The organism is Pseudomonas sp. zfem004, assembly GCF_032621715.1.
In the GTDB taxonomy this organism is placed as follows: Bacteria; Pseudomonadota; Gammaproteobacteria; order Pseudomonadales; family Pseudomonadaceae; genus Aquipseudomonas; species Aquipseudomonas sichuanensis.
In genome coordinates this window covers 82,683-105,084 of sequence record NZ_JAVYJF010000021.1, presented here as the reverse complement: position 1 = coordinate 105,084, position 22,402 = coordinate 82,683, and the positions used below count along the sequence as shown (strand labels likewise).

The 22,402-nt window shown below is 69.6% G+C and carries 4 protein-coding genes; all 4 read right to left on the bottom strand.

What is annotated here, in order from left to right:
* The coding region (locus tag RTH46_RS20915) for a non-ribosomal peptide synthetase (RefSeq protein ID WP_316906515.1) at window positions 1-10,402 on the bottom strand (10,402 nt) is incomplete at its 3' end.
* Between the two features lie 13 nt (window positions 10,403-10,415).
* Entirely contained in the window at window positions 10,416-18,251 is a 7,836-nt protein-coding gene (locus RTH46_RS20910; RefSeq protein WP_316906514.1) for a non-ribosomal peptide synthetase, read from the bottom strand.
* Window positions 18,248-21,292: an amino acid adenylation domain-containing protein gene (locus RTH46_RS20905; RefSeq protein WP_316906513.1), complete on the bottom strand. Its 3,045-nt coding sequence runs from the start codon at window positions 21,290-21,292 to the stop codon at window positions 18,248-18,250. Before RTH46_RS20905 ends, RTH46_RS20910 begins: the two co-directional genes overlap by 4 nt.
* Window positions 21,289-22,365, bottom strand: a complete 1,077-nt coding sequence (locus RTH46_RS20900; RefSeq protein ID WP_110995179.1) for a TauD/TfdA family dioxygenase — start codon at window positions 22,363-22,365, stop codon at window positions 21,289-21,291. The genes RTH46_RS20905 and RTH46_RS20900 overlap by 4 nt, the downstream gene beginning before the upstream one ends.
* Window positions 22,366-22,402 lie beyond the last annotated feature (37 nt).

The following is a 22,402-nucleotide window of genomic DNA, read 5'->3' as shown; positions in this document are numbered from 1 at the left end:
GCACGCCGGCCTGCTGTTGCAGGCGGGTTTCGATCTCGCCCAGCTCGATGCGGAAACCGCGCACCTTGACCTGATGGTCGACCCGGCCGATGTACTCCAGCTGGCCGTCCTCGCGGTAGCGGGTCAGGTCGCCGGTACGGTACATGCGCTCGCCGGCTTCGCCCGACGGGTTGGGCACGAACTTCTCGGCGGTCAACCCCGGGCGCAGCAGGTAGCCGCGGGCCAGGCCGTCACCGGCCAGGTACAGCTCGGCGGCAACGCCCACGGGGGCGGCCTGCAGTTGGTCGTCCAGCAGCAGCGCGCTGCTGTTGCACATCGGCTGGCCGATGCTCGGCATACCGCCGTGCAGGCGGCGGCTGAAGGTGGAGTAGACGGTGTCTTCCGACGGGCCGTACAGGTCGTACACATGGTCCAGGGTGCCCAGCGCGTACAGGCTGTCCACCAGCCCTTGCTTGAGCGGCTCACCACACAGGTTGACGATGTCCACCTCGGCCGGCACGTCACCGGCACGCAGCAGCGCGGCGATGGCCGATGGCACGGTGTTGATCAGGCGCACCTCGGCCCGCGCCGGCAGGTTGCCCAGCTCCAGGGCGTTGCGCGCCAGGATCAGGTAGCCACCGTTGGCCAGGGTAACGAACAGCTCCCACACCGACAGGTCGAAGCACACCGAAGTCGAGGCCAATACGCCCTGGATCTCGTCATGGCTGTACATGCCAGCGGACCAGTGCGCCAGGGCCACGATGTTGCGGTGGGTGATGGCCACGCCCTTGGGCCTGCCGGTGGAACCGGAGGTGTAGATCACGTAGGCAAGGTTCTGCGCAGTCACCCGGGTGATCGGCGCGTTCGCCGGGTACTGCGCCAGGGCCGCATCGTCCTCGGCCACCAGCACCGTGGTCAGGCCGTCCAGGGAAATGCCTTCGAGCACACCCGGCTGGGTCAGCAGCACCCGCGCCTGGCTGTCTTCGAGCATGTAGGCCAGGCGGTCGAGCGGGTAGTCCGGGTCCAGCGGCACATAGGTGCCACCGGCCTTGAGCACCGCCAGCAGCGCCACCAGCAGCTCTGCGTTGCGCGGCATGGCCACGCCCACCCGCACCTCGGGGCCGACCCCCAGCGTCACCAGGTGGTGGGCCAGGCGGTTGGCGCGGGCTTGCAGCCAAGCGTGGTCCAGGCGCCGCTCGCCATCGATCAGGGCCAGCGCCTGCGGCGTCTTGGCTGCCTGGCGCTCGATCAGCCGATGGATGCACTGCTCGCTTTCATAGGCCTCACGGGCCGGGTTGAAACTGGCCAGGCGTTGCTGTTCGGCGGTTTCGACGCTCGGCAGCTCGGCCAACGGCAGGTGGAACTGCGCCGGCAACCGGGCCAGCAGGCCGCTGAGCTGTTCACCGAGCCGGCGCATGCCTTGCTCGGGGAAGCTGCGGCTGTCGAAGCTCAGGTGCAATACCAGCTCTTCGGCATGCACCACCATCAGGGTCAGCGGGAAGTTGGTCTGCTCGTGGTTGTGTACCTCACCAAAGCGCAGGCTGTCCGGCGCGGCCTGCTGCAGGGCCTCGGAGATCGGGAAGTTCTCGAATACCAGCAAGGTATCGAACAGGTTGTCGCCCAGCTGCGCCCAGCGCTGCACATCGAACAGCGCGGTGTGTTCGTGCTCACGCAGGGCCAGGTTGCGCAGTTGCAACTGCGCCAGCCACTCGCCCAGCGGCTGCTGCGACTCGACGTCGACCACCACCGGCAGGGTATTGATGAACAGACCCAGTTGCTGCTCGATGCCCACCAGCTCGGCCGGCCGGCCAGCCACGGTGGCACCGAAGGCCACGTGCTGCTGGCCGGTGTAGCGCGACAGCAGCAAGGCCCAGGCACCCTGCACCAGGGTGTTCATGGTCAGCTTGTGCTGGCGGGCAAAGTCGCTCAGTGCTTGGGTTTGCTGGGCATCCAGGCCGGTGTACAGCTCGACCTGGCCACCCTCGCCTTGCGGCAGGTCGCCAAACACCCGCGCCAGTCGGGTCGGCACCTCCAACCCGGCCACTTGCCCGCGCCAGAATTGCTCGGTGGCCGCCGGGTCCTGGGCACCCAGCCAGGCGATGTAGTTGCGGTAACGCCCCGCCTGGGCCGGTACGGCCTGTCCACGGTAGCGTTGCAGGACCTCGCCCATCAGGCGCGAGTTGCTCCAGCCGTCCATGAGGATGTGGTGGCTGGTGTAGATCAGGTGGTGGCGCTGCTCGCCCAGGCGCACCAGCAGCAGGCGCAGCAATGGCGGTTCGGCCGGGTCGAAGCCCTGGGCGCGCTCGTCGGCGGCCAGTTGGTCGAGCGCGGCGGTGTCGGCGGCGCGGTCGCGCCAGTCGAGCTCGCGCAGGTTCAGTTGCACGGACTTGCGGATGACTTGCAGCGGGCGCTCCAGCCCCTGCCAGAGGAAGCTGCTGCGCAGTACGTCATGGTCATCGACGCAGGCCTGCCAGGCCGCCGCGAAGCGCGCAGGCTCCAGGCCTTCGACCTCCAGGCGCATCTGGTTGATGTAGTCGCCGCTGTGCTCGTAGACGGTGTGGAACAGCATGCCCTGCTGCATCGGCGACAGCGGGTAGATGTCTTCGATCTGCGCCAGGGGTACCGGCAGGTTGTCCAGCCCGGCCATATCCAGGCCGGCCAGCGGGAAGTCCGACGGCGTCGCCGAGCGTTCCTGCAAGGTGCAGCAATGCTCGACCAGAGCTTCCAGCTCGCGACCGTAGTCATCCGCCAGGCGCTGCACGGTGGCTTCGTCGAACATCTGCGTGCTGAAACGCCAGCCCATGCTGAACTCGCCGCCGTACACCTGGCCATTGAGCGTCAGCCAGTTGCCCAGTGCCGCCAGCGGGCTCTGGTCCGGGCCCACGGCTTCGCCGGCCGGCACGAACAGCGCGCCGTCCTCGGCCGCAAAGCTGCCGTCGAACTGGCCCAGGTAGTTGAAGGTGATGCGTGGCGTCGGCAGCGCTGCCAGCTCGGCCTGCACGCGCTCGTCGCCCAGGTAGCGCAGCGCGCCCCAGCCCAGGCCCTTGTCCGGGATCGCCCGCAGCTGTTCCTTGACCAGGCGCAGGTTGCTGCCCAGTGCCTCGCAGCGGCCCAGGCGCACCGGGAACAGGCTGGTGAACCAGCCCACGGTACGGGTCAGGTCGAGGGCGTCGAACAACGCCTCACGGCCATGCCCTTCCAGTTGGATCAGCGTGTCGTCACGCCCGCTCCAGCGCCCGATGACCCGGGCCAGGGCGCACAGCAGCAGGTCGTTGACCTGGGTGCGGTAGGCCGCCGGGGCTTCTTGCAGCAGCTTGCGGGTGGTTTCCCGCGACAGCTGGGTGGCTACCGAACGGCCGTGCTGGTTGGCCAGGCTGCCTTCGGGGCGTTCGCACGGCAGGTCGGTGTCGGCACCCTGCAGTTGCGCTTGCCAGTAATCCCGTTGCGACGCCGCTTCACCTCGGGCGTAGTCCTGCAGTTGCCCCGCCCAGTCGCGCACACTGCTGGTACGCGCCGGCAGTTGGGCTTGCGTGCCTTGCTCGTAGGCCTGTTGCAGGTCTTCGAAGAGGATCCGCCAAGACACACCGTCCACCGCCAGGTGATGGATCACCAGCAGCAGCCGCTGTTCGCCTTGGTACTCGGCCAGCACTGCACGCAGCAGCGGGCCGCTGGCCAGGTCCAGGCTGGCCTGGGCCTCGCGACCCAGCGCCTCCAGCGCGGCGGCATCGGCCACCTCGCGGCGCCACAGCACGCTGTGGGCCGGCACGCCATGGTAGGTCGCCTGCCACTGCCCTTGCGCCTCGACAAAGCCCAGGCGCAGCGCGTCGTGGTGCTCCAGCACGCTGGCCAGCGCCTGCTCCAGGCGTGCAGCATCCAGCGGCTGCTGCGGCTTGAGCAGCACCGACTGGTTCCAGTGATGGCGTTCGACCTGCACCTCGTCGAAGAACACCCGATGGATCGGCAGCAGCGCCGTCGGCCCTTCGACCCGGCCCTGCGCTACTTGCAGGCCGTTGCCGTCGAGGCTGGCCACCGCGGCCAGGCCCTGCACGGTCTGGTGCTGGAACAGTTGCTTGGGCGTGAAGTGAATCCCCGCCTGGCGTGCCCGGCTGACCACCTGCAACGAGATGATCGAGTCGCCGCCCAGTTCGAAGAAGTTGTCCCGCGCACCGATGCGCTCCAGCTTGAGCACGTCCTGCCAGATCGCCGCGATGCGTTGTTCAAGGTCAGTGGCCGGGGCTTGGTAGTCGGCCTGCGCCTGCTCCAGGTCCGGCAGTGGCAGGGCCTTGCGGTCCAGCTTGCCGTTGGGGGTCAGCGGCAGCGCCGGCAGTTGCAGCAGGTGCGCCGGCACCATGTAYTCCGGCAGCTGTTCGCGCAGCGCGGCTTTCACCTGCTCGCTGTCCAGCGCGGCATTGGCCACCAGGTAGCCCACCAGCTGATGGCCGCTGGCACCTTCCACCGCCAGCACCACCGCCTCGCGCACGCCGGCCTGCTGTTGCAGGCGGGTTTCGATCTCGCCCAGCTCGATGCGGAAACCACGCACCTTGACCTGATGGTCGACCCGGCCGATGTACTCCAGCTGGCCGTCCTCGCGGTAGCGGGTCAGGTCGCCGGTACGGTACATCCGCTCGCCGGCTTCGCCGGATGGGTTGGGCACGAACTTCTCGGCAGTCAGCCCCGGGCGCAGCAGGTAGCCACGGGTCACCCCGTCACCGGCCAGGTACAGCTCGGCGGCGACACCGACCGGTACCGGGTGCAGTTGATCATCCAGCAGGTAACCCTGGCTGTTGCACAGCGGCCGGCCGATGCTGGCCTGCCCACCGGCTTCGCGACGGCAGTAGGTCGAATAGGTGGTGTCTTCCGATGGTCCGTACAGGTCGTATACATGGTCCAGGGTGCCCAGCGCATACAGGCTGTCGACCAGCTCCTGCTTGAGCGGCTCACCCGCCAGGTTGACGATCTTGACCCCAGCTGGAATGTCACCCGCACGCAGCAGCGCGGCGATGGCCGATGGCACGGTGTTGACCAGGCGCACCTCGGCCCGCGCCGGCAGGCTGCCCAGCTCCAGGGCATTGCGCGCCAGGATCAGGTGGCCACCGTTGGCCAGGGTGACGAACAGCTCCCACACCGACAGGTCGAAGCACACCGAAGTCGAGGCCAGCACGCCACGGATCGCCTCGCGCGGGTAGACCCCGGCCGACCAGTGCACCAGCGCGGCCACGTTGCGGTGGGCAATCGCCACACCCTTGGGCTTGCCGGTGGAACCGGAGGTGTAGATCACATAGGCCAGGTTATCCGGCCGCACCGCCACCACGGGCGCGGTGTGCGGGTAGGCGGCCAAGGCCGCGTCCTCTTCAGCGACCAGCACCGTGGCCAGCCCTTCCAGCGGCACGCCATCCAGCGCCCCGGCCTGGGTCAGCAGCACACGGGCCTGGCTGTCTTCGAGCATGTAGGCCAGGCGGTCGCGGGGGTAGTCCGGGTCCAGCGGCACATAGGTGCCGCCGGCCTTGAGCACCGCCAGCAGCGCCACCAACAGTTCGGCATTGCGCGGCATGGCCACGCCCACCCGCACTTCTGGGCCAACGCCCAGCGCCACCAGGTGGTGGGCCAGGCGGTTGGCGCGGGCTTGCAGCCAGGCGTGGTCCAGGCGCCGCTCGCCATCGATCAGGGCCAGCGCCTGGGGCGCCGCGGCCGCCTGGCGGTCGATCAATTGGTGGATGCACAGTTCGCTTTCATAGGCTTCACGGGCCGGGTTGAAACTGGCCAGGCGCGCCTGTTCGGCGGCGTCCAGCAGACGCAGCTCGCCCAGGGCGGCCTCGGGCCGCTCGACGATCTGCGCCAGCAGGCCCAGCCAGTGGCCGGCCAGGCGCTGCACGCTCGCCGCCTCGAACAGGTCGGTGGCGTAGGTGAACGAGGCCGCCAGTTGCCCGGGGCTTTCGTGGGTGCTCAAGGTCAGGTCGAACTGGGCGTCGTCACCCGACCAGCCCAGGCTGCGCACCTCAAGGCCGGCCAGCGCACGTGGCGCCTGGGCGGCGCCGGCATGTTCGGCCTGGTGGTTGAACATCACCTGGAACAGCGGGCTGTAGCTCAGGCTGCGCTCGGGCTGCAAGGCATCGACCAGTTGCTCGAACGGCAGGTCCTGGTGGTCCTGGGCCGCCAGCGTGGCCTGGCGCACCTGCGCCAGCAGGTCGAGGAAGCTGTCCTCGCCGCGCAGGTCGGCCTGCAGCACCTGGGTGTTGACGAAGAAGCCGATCAGGCGCTCGGTTTCCAGGCGGTTGCGGTTGGCGATCGGCACGCCGACGCGGATGCGCGGCTGGCCGCTGCTGCGGAACAGCAGGGTCTGGTAGGCCGCCAGCAGCAGCATGAACAGCGTGCTGCCCTGCTGCTCGGCCAGCGCCTTGAGGCGCTGGTGCAGCGCCGCGTCCACCGGCACTTCCAGGCGCGCACCGCGCAGGCTCTGCTGCACCGGGCGAACATGGTCGGTAGGCAGTTCGAGCACCACCGGCGCCGTGCCCAGGTGGGTTTTCCAGTAATCCAGCTGGCGCTCACGCTCGCCGGCGTCCATCCACTGGCGCTGCCAGGCGGCGTAGTCGGCGTACTGGATCGCCAGCGCCGGCAACTGTACCGGCTGCCCGGCGCGGGCGGCGCCGTAGCAGTGCAGCAACTCGTCGATCATCACCTGCATCGACCAGCCATCGGAGACGATGTGGTGCTGGGTGACCACCAGCACATGGCGCTGTGGCGCCAGTTGCAGCAGCGCGGCGCGCATCAGCAGGTCGCCGCGCAGGTCGAACGGCCGGCCGACCTGTTCGCCGACGAAGGCCGCGATGGCCGCCTGCTCCTCGGCACCGGCGGGCAGGCACTGCACGGGCAGCGGGAACTGCACGCCGTCATGGAACACCTGGAGGCACTGGCCGTCCTGCTCCTGGAAGCAGGTGCGCAAGCTTTCATGGCGTTCGAACAACGCCTGGAACGCCTGGCCCAATGCGGCCACATCCAGCTCGCCCTGCAGTTGCAGGACCATGGGGATCACATAGGCGGTGCTGTGCGGCTCCAGCTGCCAGAGGAACCACTGGCGCTCCTGGGCATAGGACAGCGCCAGCCCGGCATCCCGTGGCAATGCCGGGATCGCCTCCACCTCGCGGCGCTCGCCCTGGGCCAATGCGGCGACAAAGGCCTGCAATTGGCTGTGTTCGAACAGCACCCGCAGCGGCACATCGATAGCCAGCGCCTGGCGCACGCGGGAGACCAGCTGGGTCGCCAGCAGCGAGTGCCCGCCCAGGGTGAAGAAGTCGTCATCCAGGCCCACCTGCTCGCAGCCCAGAAGCTGCTGCCAGATGGCCGCCACGCTGCGCTCGCGCTCGGTTTGCGGCGCGCGGTAGAGCGCCTGCACCTGGCGCTGGTCGAAGGCCGGCAGCGCCTTGCGGTCGAGCTTGCCGTTGGGCGACAGCGGCATGCTCGGCAGCAGGATCATGTGCGCCGGCACCATGTAGTCGGGCATGCTCTGCCCCAGCGCCGCCTTGAGCTGGTCGACCAGCGCACGCTGCACCGCCGCCTCGGCGCCGGCCAGGGCCGGGTCGCTGGGCACTACGTAGGCCAGCAGCTGCACGCCGGCAGCGCCCTGCCCGGCAATCGCCACGCATTCGGACACCTGCGCCTGCTCTTGCAGGCGCGCCTCGATCTCACCCAGCTCGATGCGCAGGCCGCGGATCTTGACCTGATGGTCGATGCGCCCGGCGTACTCGATCACCCCGTCGGCGCGATAACGCGCCAGGTCACCGGTGCGGTACAGCCGCTGGCCGGCACCGAACGGGCTGGCGACGAAACGCTCGGCGGTCAGGCCAGGGCGCTGGTGGTAACCGCGCGCCAGCCCTTCCCCGCCCAGGTACAGCTCACCGACCACACCGGCCGCCACCGGGTTGAGGCCGGCGTCGAGGATGTGGGTGGACAGGTTGGCGATCGGCTCACCGATCGGCACGCTGTGCAGGTGCTGCTCGCGGCAGGTCCAGTGGGTAACGTCGATGGCGGCCTCGGTCGGGCCGTACAGGTTGTACAGGCCGGCCTGGCCAAGCTGGGCGAGCACCTGCTGCTGGGTGTCCAGCGCCAGCGCCTCGCCGCTGCAGATGATGCGCTTGAGGCCCTTGCAGCTGCCGGCCTGGGGGTCGAGCATGAACGCCTGGAGCATCGACGGCACGAAGTGCAGCGTGGTGATGCCATGCTCGTTGATCAGGCGCACCAGGCGCGCCGGGTCACGGTGCTCGCCCGGCCGCGCCAGCACCAGCCGCGCACCGGTCATCAGCGGCCAGAAGAATTCCCACACCGAAACGTCGAAGCTGAACGGCGTCTTCTGCAGCACTGCGTCACTGGCATCCAGGCCATAGGCCTGCTGCATCCAGCACAGGCGGTTGGTCAAGGCTCGGTGGCGGTTGGCCGCGCCCTTGGGGCGGCCAGTGGAGCCGGAGGTGTAGATCATGTAGGCAAGGTTTTCGCCTTGCACCACCACGCCCAGGTCATCCTCGGCCAGGTGGCCGAGGGCCAGGGTATCCAGGCTCAGGCAGTTGACCCCCGCCGGCACCGGCAGGCGCTCCTGCAACGCGGCGCTGGTCAGCAGCAGTTGCACGCCGCTGTCCTCGATCATGTAGGCCAGGCGGTCGGTGGGGTATTCCGGGTCCAGCGGCACGTAGGCGCCACCGGCCTTGAGCACCGCCAGCAGGCCGACGACCATCTCCACGCTGCGCTCCAGGGCGATGCCCACCAGGCAGTCCGGGCCGACGCCCAGGTGCACCAGGTGGCGCGCCAGCTGGTTGGCCCGGGCGTTGAGCTGGGCGTAGCTGAGCACCTCTTCGCCCAGTTGCAGGGCCGGGGCATCCGGGGTACGCAACACTTGGGCTTCGATCAGGCGCTGCACGGGCTGATCGAGCGGGAAGCTGGCATCGGCGGTGGCGTTCCACTGCCCGACGATGCGCTCACGCTCGTCGGCACCGAGCATCGCCAGCTCACCCAGCTTGCCCTGCGGCGCCGCGACCACGGCGCGCAGCAGGTTGACCCAGTGCCGCGCCATGCGCTCGGCACTGGCGGCATCGAACAGGTCGGTGGCATAGGTGAGGCTGGCGGCCAGGCCCTGAGCATGTTCTTCGGTGGCCAGGGTGAGGTCGACCTGGGCGGTGCAGCCCTCGCGCTCGATCACCTCGGCGGTCAGCCCCAGGTTGCCACCGGCGGGGGCCTGCGCGGCACTGCTGCCCTGGTGGTTGAACATGGCCTGGAACAGCGGGTTGTGGCTCAGGGTGCGCTCAGGCGCCAAGGCTTCGACCAGTTGCTCGAACGGCAGGTCCTGGTGCGATTGCGCACCCAGCACCCGGGCCTTGACCTGGCCCAGCAGGTCGGCGAAGCCGTCGCAGGCATCGAACCTGGCGGCCAGCACCTGGGTGTTGGCGAAGAAGCCCACCAGCCCTTCCACTTCCACCCGGGTACGGTTGGCCACCGGCACGCCGACACGGATATCGGTTTGCCCGCTGTAGCGGTGCAACAGGGTCTGGAAGCTGGCCAGCAGCAGCATGAACAGGGTCACGTTGCTGCGCTGGGCCAGTTGCTTGAGGCCATCGGCCAGCGCGGCGTCGATCTGGATGTCCAGGCGCGCGCCACGGAAAGACTGGCGCAGCGGCCGTGGGCGGTCGGCCGGCAATTCCAGCACCAGTGCCTCGCGGCCCAATTGCTCGACCCAGTAGGCCAGCTGGCGCTCGCGTTCGCCGGCTTCCATCCACTCGCGCTGCCACGCGGCATAGTCGGCGTAGTCGATGGCCAGCGGCGCCAGCACCGGCTGCTGGCCACGACTGAAGGCTGCGTAGCACTGCATCAGCTCACGCACGATCAGCTGCATCGACCAGCCGTCGGAGACGATGTGGTGCATGGCCAGGGCCAGTACATGCTCGCGCTCGCCGGTGCGCAGCAACGCCGCGCGCAGCAGCGGCTCACGGCGCAGGTCGAACGGCTGGTTCAGGCACTGGCCGAGCAACTGCTCGATGCGCGTCTGGGGCGCCTCAAAGGGTTGCAGGGTCTGCAGCGGCAAGGCGAACGGCTGCGGCTCGCGAATGAACTGCAGCACCTGCTCCTGGTCCTCGACGAAACCGGTGCGCAAGGCGCCATGGCGTGCCAGCAAGGTATCGAACGCCGCTTGCAGGGCGCCATGATCGAGTTCGCCCTGCAAGCGCAGGGCGGTGGGAATGTTGTAGGCAGCGCTGTGCGGGTCCAGTTGCCAGAGGAACCACTGGCGCTGCTGAGCGTATGACAGGCGTAAAGGCGCCTGCGGGTCGCGCTTGAACACCGGTGCGACAGCAAAGAGGTCGATCCCCTTTTCCTTGAGCATCCTGGCCAGGGCCTTCCGTTCCTTGGCCGACAACGCTCCAACCGCACCGATCAACTCTTGCACGTCCCGCACTCCTTTAAGAAATCAGCTTTTCAAGCTCTGCGCTTGATAAACGTTTGAGTGCCTCCAAAGATTTAGCCAATTCGTCTTCGACGGGCTGCGCCACGTTGCGCAAGCCGCGCACGTGGGCGCAGAACGCCTCCAGGTTGCTCGCCATGAACAGGTTTTCCAGGCTGACTTCCACCCCCAACTGCCCGCGCAGGCGGACGATGACCTGGGTGGCCAGCAGCGAATGCCCGCCCAGTTCGAAGAAGTTGTCGTCCAGCCCTACCCGATCCACCTCCAGCACCTGCTGCCAGATCGCAGCGACCTGCTCTTCGAGCTCGTCGCCCGGTGCGCGGTGAGGGCCTGCGGCCACCGCTTCCGGCGCCGGCAGCGCGCGGCGGTCGATCTTGCCGGCGGGGCTCAGTGGCATGTGCTCCAGGCGTACCACACGGGCCGGCACCATGTACCCCGGCAGCGTGGCGGCGACCCAGGCCTTGAGCACGGCATCATCGACCGCTGCCGCCAGCACCAGGAAAGCGACCAGTTGCGCGCCACCGGCGGCCTGGTGCACCTGCACCAGCGCTTCACGCACCAGCCCGTGCTCGCGCAGGCGGGCCTCGATCTCCGCCGGCTCCACCCGGAAGCCGCGGATCTTCACCTGTTCGTCGCCACGGCCCAGGTACCACAGCACCTGCTCGGCATCGCGCCAGGCCAGGTCGCCGGTACGGTAGCGGCGGCTGCCCGGTGTACCGTCCGGGTCGGGCACGAAGCGTTCGGCGGTCAGCCCCGGCCGGCCGTGGTAGCCACGGGCGAGCAACTCACCACCGATGCACAGCTCACCGGCGCCATGCAGGGCGGCGGCGCCAGTCTGGCCGTCGTCCAGGTACAACGCACGGCCTGCCAGCGCCTGGCCGATCGGCAACACCGCCGGCACCGCCTGCGGGTTGGCCAGCCACTGCGTGCAGTCCTGCAGCGTGGCGGTGACGGTGGCCTCGGTCGGGCCATAGGCATTGAGCAAGGTCACCGTGCGGCCCAGCGCACGCGCCCAGTCCTGCACGGCGCTGCCCGGCATCGCCTCGCCGCCGCACAGCACCAGGCGCAGGCTCGCCAGGGCATGGGGCCCGCTGTCGGCGAGGTCGCGGGCGATGGTCGCCCAGTACGCGGTGCTCAGGTCGGCCACCGTGATGCCCTGGGTATCCACCGCGTCGCGGAACTGGCTGCTGCTCCATACCTGCTGGCCGCGCATGACCAGCGTGGCGCCCACCGCCAGGGTGGCGAACAGCTGCTCGACGAAGGGATCGAAGTTGAAGGTGGCGAACTGCAGCACCTTGTCGCTCGCCACCAACCCCAGGGCCTGGATCGCCGCCTCGGTGTGCCGGGCCAGCGCCCGGTGGGTCAAGGCCACGCCCTTGGGCCGGCCGGTGGAGCCGGAGGTGAAGATCACATAGGCCAGGCTGTCCGCCAGGCCCGACCAGGCCGGGTCGTCATCCTGCCCGGCAAGCTGGGCCAAAGGCTGGTCCAGCGCCAGGGTGGCCACCCCGCTGTCGGCGTGACCGCGCAGCAGCGCGGCCTCGCCGAGCAGCAGGCTGATACCGCTGTCCTCGACCATGGCCTGCAGGCGTTCCTGAGGGTAGTCCGGGTCCAGCGGCACGTAGCCGGCGCCGGCCTTGAGCACGGCCAGCACCGCCACCGGCAGCTCGACGCTGCGGCCCATGCAGATCCCCACCAGGTGCTCGGGGCCTACGCCGCGCCCGCGCAAGGCATGGGCCAGGCGGTTGGCGCGGCGGTTCAGCTCGGCGTAGCTCAGCTGCTGCTCGTCGCACACCACCGCGCAGGCCTGGGGCTGCGCCAGCGCCTGGGCCTGCAGGCGCAGGTGCACCGGCACCAGGCTGGCGCAGTCGTCCACCCGGGCGCGTTCATGGCGCAGCCGTGCCGTGTTCTGCGCCAGGCCCAGCACGGGCAGCTCGGCTACCGCGCGGTCGGCTGCCGCCGGCATGGCCAGCAGCAGGTTGCACAGCTGTTCGGCCAGGCCCTCGACCACTGCCGCAGGCAGCACCGCCAGGTCGTGGCTCATTTGCAGTTGCAGGGTCTGGCCAACGCCGGCGGCGATGGTCAGCGGGTAGCTGGTGCGCTCGTGCTGGTGAACCTCGCCGAAACTCAAGGCGCCACCGGCCTCTTGCAGGGCCTCGGCCATGGGGAAGTTCTCGAACACCAGGATGTGGTCGAACAACGCCTCGCCACCCTGCCCCACCCAGCGCTGAATATCGTACAGCGGGGTGTGTTCGTGCTCGCGCATGGCCAGGTTGCCGGCCTGCAAGGCCCGCAGCCATTCGCCCAGGGCCTGCCCGGGCGCCGGGCTGGCGACCATCGGCAGGGTGTTGATGAACAGCCCGATCTGCTGCTCGATACCCGGCAACTGCGCCGGCCGCCCGGACACGGTGACGCCGAAGCACACCGCCTGCTGCCCGGCCAGGCGTTGCAGCAACAATGCCCAGGCGCCCTGCACCAGGGTATTGAGCGTCACCCGCTGGGCGCGGGCAAAGGCCTCCAGGCGTTGCGTCTGGGCCACGTCCAGGGTGCGGTCGACGTTGGCCATGCCGCCTTGCCCGGCCTGCGCGCCCGGCAGGCAGTCGAGCAACCGGGTCGGCGCCGGCAGCTCGGCCAGCTGCCCGCGCCAGAAGGCTTCGGCACCGGCCGGGTCCTGGGCTTGCAGCCAGCGAATGTAGTCGCGCAGCGGCTGTGGCGCCTGGTCCGGCAGCGCACCGTGGTAGCGCTGCATCACCTCGCCCATCACCTGGGCGCTGCTCCAGCCGTCCATGAGGATGTGGTGGTGGGTGTACACCATCACATGGCGGTCCGCCGCCACCTGCACCAGGCAGACCCGCAGCAGCGGCGCGCGGCCGAGGTCGAACGGCGTGCTGCGCTGTTCGGCGTACAGCGCCTGGAGGGCCGCCGGCAGGTCGGCCTTCGCACGCCAGTCGAGCTCCTGCAGCGGCGACGGCACCTGACGCTGCACCACCTGCAACGGCTCGCTCTGCTCATCGCCCCAGAGGAAACCGCTGCGCAGGATGTCGTGGGCCTGCACGGTCTGCTCCCAGGCCATGCGCAGGCGCGCCACATCCAGCCCGCCGATCTCGACGTGCAGCTGGTTGATATAGGCGCCGGCCTCGGCCTGGTACAGCGAATGGAACAACATGCCTTGCTGCATCGGCGACAGCGGGTACAGGTCCGCCACCTCCCGCGCAGGCAGCGCCAGGCCGTCGAGGGCGGCCTGGTCGAGCTTGGCCAACGGCACATCCGACGGCGTCAATGCACCTGCCGAGGGCGCCAGGCAATGCTCCACCAGCTCGCCCAGTTCGACGGCGTAGGCATCGGCCAGGCGCTGGATGGCCTCGGGCGGGAACATCTGCCCGCTGAAACTCCACTCCAGGGCCAGCACGCCCTGATACACCTGGCCACTGAGGGTCAGCCAGTTGCCCAGCAGCGCCTCGGGGCTGCGCTCGTCGCCCTTGCCCTCGGGAGCCGGGCGCAGCAACGCCTGTTCGTTGAAGGTGGCGTCCACCTGCCCCAGGTAGTTGAAGGTGATCCGCGGCACTGGCAGGCCCTGCAAGCGCGCGCGGTCTTCGGCGGCCCCCAGGTACTTGAGGGCGGCGAAGCCCAGGCCACGGTCGGGCACCGCACGCAGTTGCTCCTTGACCTGCTTGATGGTCGTCGCCGGGTCTGCGGCGGGTTGCAGGCGCACCGGGAACAGGCTGGTGAACCAGCCCAGGGTGCGCGACAGGTCCAGGTCAGCGCCAAGGTCCTCGCGGCCATGGCCTTCGAGCTGCACGCTGACCGACGCTTCGCCGGTCCAGCGGCACAGCACCCGGGCCAGGGCGGCCAGCAGCAGGTCGTTGACCTGGGTGCGGTAGGCCGCCGAGGCGCCCTGCAACAGCCCACTGGTCAGGCGCGCATCCAGGCGCGTGACGGCGACCTGGCGGTCGGCGCTGCGCGCAGGTTCGCGGCTGCGCATCTGCGGCAGAGCCTGGTCGTGCTGCGGCAACTGCGCCGCCCAGTAATCCAGGGTGGCGCGCTGCGGCTCGGCCTGCGCCCAGTCGGCCAGTACCTGGCCCCAGCGCTGCACCGAACTGCTGCGTGCCGGCAGGCGTGGCACCGCACCAGCCTGCAAGGCGTCATGACAGGCCTGCAGGTCTTCCAGCAGGATGCGCCAGGACACCCCGTCCACCACCAGGTGGTGGGCGGTCAGCAGCAGCCGCTGGCTGCCGTCGGGCAGGGTTGCGAGTACACCACGCAGCACATCGCCACGGGCCAGGTCGAAGCTGCGCTGGGCCTGGTTGAGCAGGGGCTCCAGGTCTTCGGCCGTGGCGCAGTGGCGCTGCCAAAGCAGTGGCGCCGGCGGTTTACCGGCGGCCGGGATATGCGCCTGCCAGCCCTGCGCGCCCCGGCTGAAGCAGCTGCGCAGCACGTCATGGTGGCGCCACAGCTGCAGCAATGCCTGCTCCAGCACGGCAGCGTCCAGTGGCTGGCGCGGCTGCAACAGCAACGACTGGTTCCAGTGATGGCGCTCGACCGGGTCGGCGGCAAAGAACGCCTGCTGGATCGGCAACAACAGGCACGGCCCCTCGGCGGCGGGCTGCTCGACCACCGCCTGGACCTGATCGAACCCGGCACGGGCCGCCAGGCTGCGCACGGTCTGGTGTTCGAACACATCCCGGGCGCTGAAGGCGATGCCGGCAGCACGCGCGCGGCTGACCAACTGGATGGCGACGATGGAGTCGCCGCCCAGCTCGAAGAAGTTGTCGTCCAGGCCGATCTGCGGGCTGCGCAGCACCTCGCGCCACAGCGCGGCGATGCGTTGCTGGCGCGCGTCGCCCTGGGCGGCGGGCGTGCTGCCCGCCTGCGCCTGCGGTTGCGGCAAGGCACGGCGGTCGAGCTTGCCGTTGGCGGTCAGCGGCAACGCCGCCAGCGCCAGCACATGGGCCGGCACCTGGTGGGCCGAGAGCCGTTCGCGCAGGTAAGCCTTGAGGCTGTCGGCCTGCAGCGTCGCGCCGGCCGCCAGCACCACGTACGCCACCAGCTGGGTGCCATTGGCGCCGGGCTGGCCGGTGACCACGCACTCGTTCACGTCGGCATGGGCCAGCAGTTGCTGTTCGATTTCGCCGGGCTCAACCCGGTAGCCGCGAATCTTCAACTGCTGGTCGCCACGGCCCAGGTACTGCAACTGGTCATCGGCGCGATGGCGCACGCGGTCGCCGGTGCGGTACAGGCGCTGGCCGTCGCCGAACGGGTCGGGGACGAAGCGCTCGGCGGTCAGCCCCGGCTGGCCCAGGTAGCCACGGGCCAGGCCCGCGCCGCCCAGGTACAACTCGCCCTGGCTGCCCAGCGGCGCCTGCTGCATGGCGCCATCGAGCACCTGCGCGCGCAGGTTGGGCAGCGGCGCGCCGAGCGGCGCGGCGCTGCCCAGGTCGTCGAGCAGGCAGGTGAACACGCCCACCGTGGTTTCGGTCGGCCCATAGTGGTTGACCAGGGCGCAGTCCGGCGCCAGGGCGCGGATGCGTTGCAGCAAGGCCGGCGGGCTGGCTTCGCCGCCCAGCACCAGGCAACGGCGCGGCAGCACGCCGAGGTTGTCGCTGCCCAGCAGCGCGCCCAGGTGCGACGGCACGATTTTCAGCGCATCGACACCATGCTGCTGCATGTAGGCGGCGAAGGCCTGGCCATCGACCGCGGTATCGGGATCGATCAGGTGCAGGGTACGGCCGGCGGCCAAGGCGCCGAACAGCACGGTATGGCCAAGGTCGGCGGCCAGGGTGGAGACCAGCGCCATGCTCTGCACCTGGCCCAGCGGCAGGCGCTGTTCGATGCCGTCCAGGTAGTTGGCCAGCGCCGCCTGGCTGACGCCAACGGCCTTGGGCTTGCCAGTGGAGCCGGAGGTGAAGATCACATAGGCCAGGTCGCCGCCCAGTGGGTTCAGCGCCGGCGCGGCGCACGGGGCGTCGAGCGGGTCGCAGGCGTCATCCAGCAGGTGCAGCGTCACGTCGCTGAAGCCGCTGAAGCGTTCGGCCTGGTCGCTGGGCGCCAGGAGATGACCGGCGCCACTGTCGGCGAGCATCTGCTCCAGCCGTTGGCGCGGGTACTGCGGGTCGAGGGCGACGTAGCAGGCGCCGGCCTTGAGCACGGCCAAGAGGCCCACCAGGGTTTCCAGGCGGCGCTCGGCGCACAGGGCCACCTGCGTGCGCGGGGCCACGCCGCTGTCGATCAGGCGGCGGGCCAGTTGGTTGGCTTTGCCGTCGAGAGCGGCGTAAGTGAGCGAGCGCGCACCTTCCACCAGGGCAATGCGCTCTGGATGCGCGGCAGCCTGGGCCGCGAAGCGCTGGTGCAGCCACGGGCCGCGTACTGTCGCATCGGCCTCGCTGGCCTGGGCAGCCGGCCCCAGCGGCAGGGTTTCGATCGCCCGCGCAGGCTCGGCCAGCGCGGCGCCCAGCAGTTGCGCCCAGTGCTGGCCGAGGCGCTCGATGGTGCGGGCCTCGAACAGGTCGGTGGCATACAGCAGCGAGGCGCTGAGGCGCTCGCCCTGCTCCTCGGTGTTCAGCGCCAGGTCGAAGCGCGCGGACTCGCGGGTGATTTCCAGCGGCGCCAGCTCGACGCCCGGCAATTGCCAGCGGTTGCCCTGGCCGGTCGCCACCTGGTGATTGAACAGCACCTGGAACAGCGGAGTGCGGTCCAGGCTGCGCTGGGGCTGCAGGGCGTCGACCAGGTGCTCGAACGGCAGGTCCTGGTTGGCCTGGGCCTCGAGCACCCGCTGGCGCACCTGGGCCAGCACCTCGACGAAGCTGTGGCGGCCATCGAGCTCCACCTGCAGCACCTGGGTGTTGACGAAGAAGCCGATCAGCCCCTCGACCTCGGCGCGGGTACGGTTGGCGATCGGCGTGCCGACGCGGATCACTTCGCTGGCGCTGTAGCGCATCAGCAGCACCTGCAAGGTCGCCAGCAGCACCATGAACGGTGTGCAACCGTTGGCCGCGGCCAGTTGCCGGACCGCCTCGCCCTGCCCCGCCGGCAGTTCGATGGCCAGCCGCGCGCCACGGCCACTGCGTCGCGCCGGACGCGGATGATCGGCGGGCAGTTCGAGGCTGTCCTCGGCCACGCCCAGACGCTCGCGCCAGTAGCCGAGCTGGCGCTCGGCCTCGCCGGCCTCCAGCCACAGGCGCTGCCAGCGGGCATGGTCGGCGTACTGGATCGGCAAGGCCGGTACCGGCGTCTGCTGCTGGTAATGGCGCAGCACTTCTTCGATCAGGATCGGCATCGACCAGGCGTCGGTGACGATGTGGTGGGTGCAGAACACCAGCACCCACTGTTGCTCGCCGGTGTGCAGCACGCTGGCACGCAGCAGCAGGTCGTGTTCGAGGTCGAACGGCTGCGCGGTCAGCCCCTCGGCCACCTGCTCCAGCTGCGCCTGGCTGCTACCGCGCAGGTCCTGCTGCTGCAGGCTGAATGCGCGGTGGCTGTGCAGCACTTGCAGGACCTGTTGCTCGTCCTGGCGGAAGTTGGTGCGCAGCGCCTCATGGCGCTGCACCAGAGCCTGCAGGCTGCGCTCCAGGCGCTGGGCGTCGAACGCCCCGCGCACGCTGAGCAGCGCCGGCTGGTTGTAGGCCGTGGACCGGGGGTCGAGCTGCCACAGCAACCACAGGCGCTGCTGGGAGAACGAGGCCTGCACCGGTTCGTCGAGGTTGTCCCGGGGTGGAATGGGCAGCAGATCGAAGGCCAGGCCCTGCTCGCGCATGCGGCCTTGCAACACTTGGCGTTCCTGGGCTGGCAAGGCGGCGAAGCGCTTGGCCAGTACCTGCATGCGGTCGGACAACGCGGTCATACGTCCTCCACCGCATCGAACAGCGCTTCAAGGGCATCGGCCTTGTCCTCGCTGACGCCCGAGCCGCGATGTCGCTCGACCTGCTCGGCCAGCAAGGCCACGGTTTCACCTTCGAAGAACACCCGCAGCGGCAGGTCCAGGTTCAGGCGTTCCTGCACCTGGGAGCGAATACGCGTGGCCAGAAGCGAGTGGCCGCCCAGGGCGAAGAAGTTGTCATGCACGCCCACCTGCTCCAGCTGCAAGGCCTCCTGCCAGATCTGCGCCAGGGTCTGCTCCAGCTCGTTGCGCGGCGCCTGGTAGGCGCTGCCCTGGGCTTGCAGGGCGGCGAGCGCGGTGCGGTCGAGCTTGCCATTGGGGGTCAGCGGCAGGCGGTCGAGCACGCGCAGGAAGGCCGGCACCATATACTCGGGCATCTGCTCGCGCAGGCGCTCCAGCAGGCGGCTTTCCAGGCCGCTGGCGCTGGCCGGGTCACGCAGGGTGGCGAAGGCCGCCAGTTGCGCGCCGGCGCCGGTCTCGCGCACCACCACGGCGGCTTCGCGCACCTCGGGCTGCTGGGCGAGGCGCGCTTCGATTTCGCCCAGCTCCACGCGGAAGCCGCGCAGCTTGAGCTGGAAGTCCAGGCGCCCGAGGTAGTCCAGGGTGCCTTCGACGCCGGGGCTGACCCGGTCGCCGGTGCGGTACAGGCGCTGGCCCGGCACCAAAGCGAACGGGTCGGGCACGAAGCGGCTGGCGGTCAGGCCAGGGCGCTGCAGGTAACCACGGGCCAGGCCAGGGCCACCCACGTACAGCTCGCCCTCACGGCCGAAGCCGACCAGTTCGCCTTGCTCGTCGAGCACCCGCAGGCGGGTGCCGGCAATGGCGCCACCGATCGACACCCGCTCATGGGCAGGCAGGGCTTCAACGACGTGCGCCGAGCACCACACCGAGCTCTCCGACGGGCCGTACTCGTTGACCAGCAAGGTCTGCGGCAGGCGTTCGGCATGCCGCGCCGGCAGCTCCAGCGGGCAGGCTTCGCCAGCGACGATGACGCAGGCCAGCGCGGGCTGCTGCAGGTGCTCGAGGATCTGTGCGTAGAACGATGGCAGGGCCAGGAAATGGCTGATGCCCTGTTCGCCGATCAGCTGCGCCAGGCGCGCCGGGTCTTTGTGCGTCTGCTCTTCGGGCAGGTACAGGGTGCCGCCCTGGCCGAGGGTCCAGAAGATCCCCGCCACCGAGCTGTCGAACGAGAACGACGACAGCATCAGGAAACGCCGCAGCGGGGCGCGATAGAACTCGCCACGGGCGCGGGTCGAGGCACAGGCGTTGGCGTGGCTGATCATCACGCCCTTGGGCTTGCCGGTGGAGCCGGAGGTGTAGATCACGTAGGCCAGGTTGCCGGGCTCGACCGCCACGGCCGGGGCCTGTGCCTGGGCGGCCGGCAGGCCCTGTTCGAGGGCCAGGCGGGCAACGCCGTCCGGCACCTCGATGCCGTCGGCCAGGGGGCGCAGGGTGATCAGGCACTGGGCGCGGGCGTCGTGCAACATGAACGCCAGGCGCTCGGCCGGGTAGCTGGGGTCCAGCGGCAGGTAGGCGCCACCGGCCTTGAGAATGGCCAGCAGGGTCACGACGATTTCCACCGAACGCTCGCCGTACACCGCCACGACGCTGTCGGGGCCGACACCGCGCTCGCGCAGGGCCTGGGCCAGGCCGTCGGCACGCTGGTCGAGGCTGGCATAGTCCAGCGCCTGTGCGCCGACTTGCAGGGCGGTATGCCCTGGGGTGGCCTTGGCGGCCTGCTCGAACAGCCCGTGCAGGGTTTCGCCAGGCACCTCTACCTGCTCGGCGCTGCGGTCGAAGCGTTGCAGCAGCTGCTCGGCCTGGGCGCTATCGACACCGTTGTGCCGACTCAGCGGCTGCTCGAGGTCAGCCGCCACTTGCACGGCGAACCGGGCGAACTGCGCCAGCCACGCCTGCAACTGGGCGGCATCGAATACCCGAGCCGGGCTGACCAGGCGCAGACTCAGGCCTTGCCCGCGCTGTTCGGCGCGCAGCAGCAGCTTCTGGCCCAGCGGCCAGTCCTGCTCCAGCTGCGCGGCCTCGGCGCGATAGCCACAGGCGAAGGCCGGCAGCAGTGCTTCGCCCAGGTCGGTTTCGTCCAGGCAGTCGAGCCAGGACAGGCCCTGGCGCAACTGGCCGAGCAACCCCGGCAGTTGCTCGCGCAGGCCTCGGCTGCTGTCGATCGCCAGCACCAGCGGCAGCTGGCGGGCAAAGTGGCCGACGGTCTGTTCGAGCTGTTCGTTGCGCCCGCTGACCTCCAGCCCCAGCACCACGCTGGCGGGCTGCCCCAGTTCGACCAGGAACGCGGCCCACAGAACCGCCAGGGCTTCGTCGGTGGTGATCCGCCCCGCTTCGGCCACCTTGGCCAGCGCGTCAGCCACGGGCGTGGCCAGTTGTTCGACGCACGGCGCCTCGGCCAGCGCCACGCGGCGCTCGAACGGCAAGGCAAGCGGGCGCGCCTGCTCGGCCAGCAACCCGCGCCAGAACGCACGCCCTTGCTGGCCGATGCTTTCCTGGGCCAGGTCGCCCTGCCAGGCGGCGTAGTCGGCGTATTGCAGGGCATCGAACTCGGCCAGCGCTTCACCGCGCAGCAAGGCTTGCAGCTCATCGCCCAGCAGGCGCAGGGCGGCCGGGTCGGCACTGGCCAGTGCCACGCCCAGCAGCAGGTTGCGGCCCTCGAGGCTGGCGGCCAGCGGGGCCTGGCCAAGGTCTTCGGCCACCTGCAGGCGGGCCTGCTCGGCTGTGGCTGCATGACGCACGCGCAGGTTCACCTGAGCGTGGATTTCCTGGGCCGGGTGTTTCAGACCCGACACCTGCACGTAGCGGGTGCGCAGGATTTCGTGACGCTCGCACAGCTGGGCCAGGGCCTGCTGCAGCGCTTCCAGGGAGGGCTCGGCGTCCAGCGCCAGCCACAGTCGTGCGGCCAGCGCCTGGCCGCCGCTGGCCTGGAGCAGATGCGCCTGTTGCGCCGAGGTCTGGAAAATTTCTGCGTTGCTTGCGGTCATGCTTGAACTCCTTGGCCCAGTGCCACTTCGCTGCTTTTCAGGGGAATGGCCATGGCCGTGAGGATCTTTCGCGGGCCGGTGTAACCGTTGCGCGCGTGGATGGTGAGGATGTTGTCAAGGATCACCACGTCGCCTTTCTGCCAGGGGAACTCGACCATGACGTCGCGGTAGATCTGCTGCAGGTGGCGGATGTGATCCTCGGGGATCGGGCTGCCGTCGCCGTAGAAGGTGTTCTGCGGCAGTTCGTCGTCGGCGAACTCGGCGCGCAGGCTGTCGCGGATGCTGTCGGGCAGGGTCAGGGCATTGAAGAAGGTGGCGTGGTTGAACCACACGGTTTCGCCGGTGCGCGGGTGGCGGACCATGGCCGGGCCTTTCTGGCGGGTGCGCAGGCGGTTGCCGGACTTCCACTCCGGCTCCACGCCGATCTTGGCGCAGTAGGCCTCGACCTCGGCGCGGTCCTCGGTCTGGAACACGGTCTGCCAGGGCAGGCCCATGCCGTCGCCGTAGTTGCGCACGTACAGCACGCCGCCCTTGCGCACGAAGGCATCGCGCACCTCGGCGTCGATGCGCGGCAGGATCAGCCGGGTATCGCCGAACGGGGTTTCGCCGCCGGTGGGCGACGGCAGGTCGCAGTAGAAATACAGGTGCAGCGGGAACACCGGCGAATAGGAGTGCTCGTTGTGCGGAAAGATCTTCTCCACCGCCGGGTAGTCGGTCGAGCTGTAGACATTGTGCTTGCGGGTGATCTGGGTGCGCGGCGAGGCGCGGAACAGGTACTCCAGGGCGCCGCCGGAGATCGCATCGACGCACTGGTTGAACTCGCCGATGTCCTGCACGGCGAAGCCGCGGAACAGGATGGTGGCGTGCTGGTCCAGCTTGCTTTCGATCAGCGCGCGGTTCTGCCCGGCCCATTCGGCCAGGTTGATGCCCGCCACCTTGGGCGTGCACAGCAACGGCAGGCTGTGGCCTTCGAACATTGGCGAAAAGGCCACGAGGCTGTCGTGGTCCATGCTCAAACTCTTGCGCCGCCCCTTGGCCAATACCGGAATGGCTTGCGCCTCGCTGTTGGACATTTCCATCTCCCGTTCGGTAAAGCCGGCGGCCCAGCGG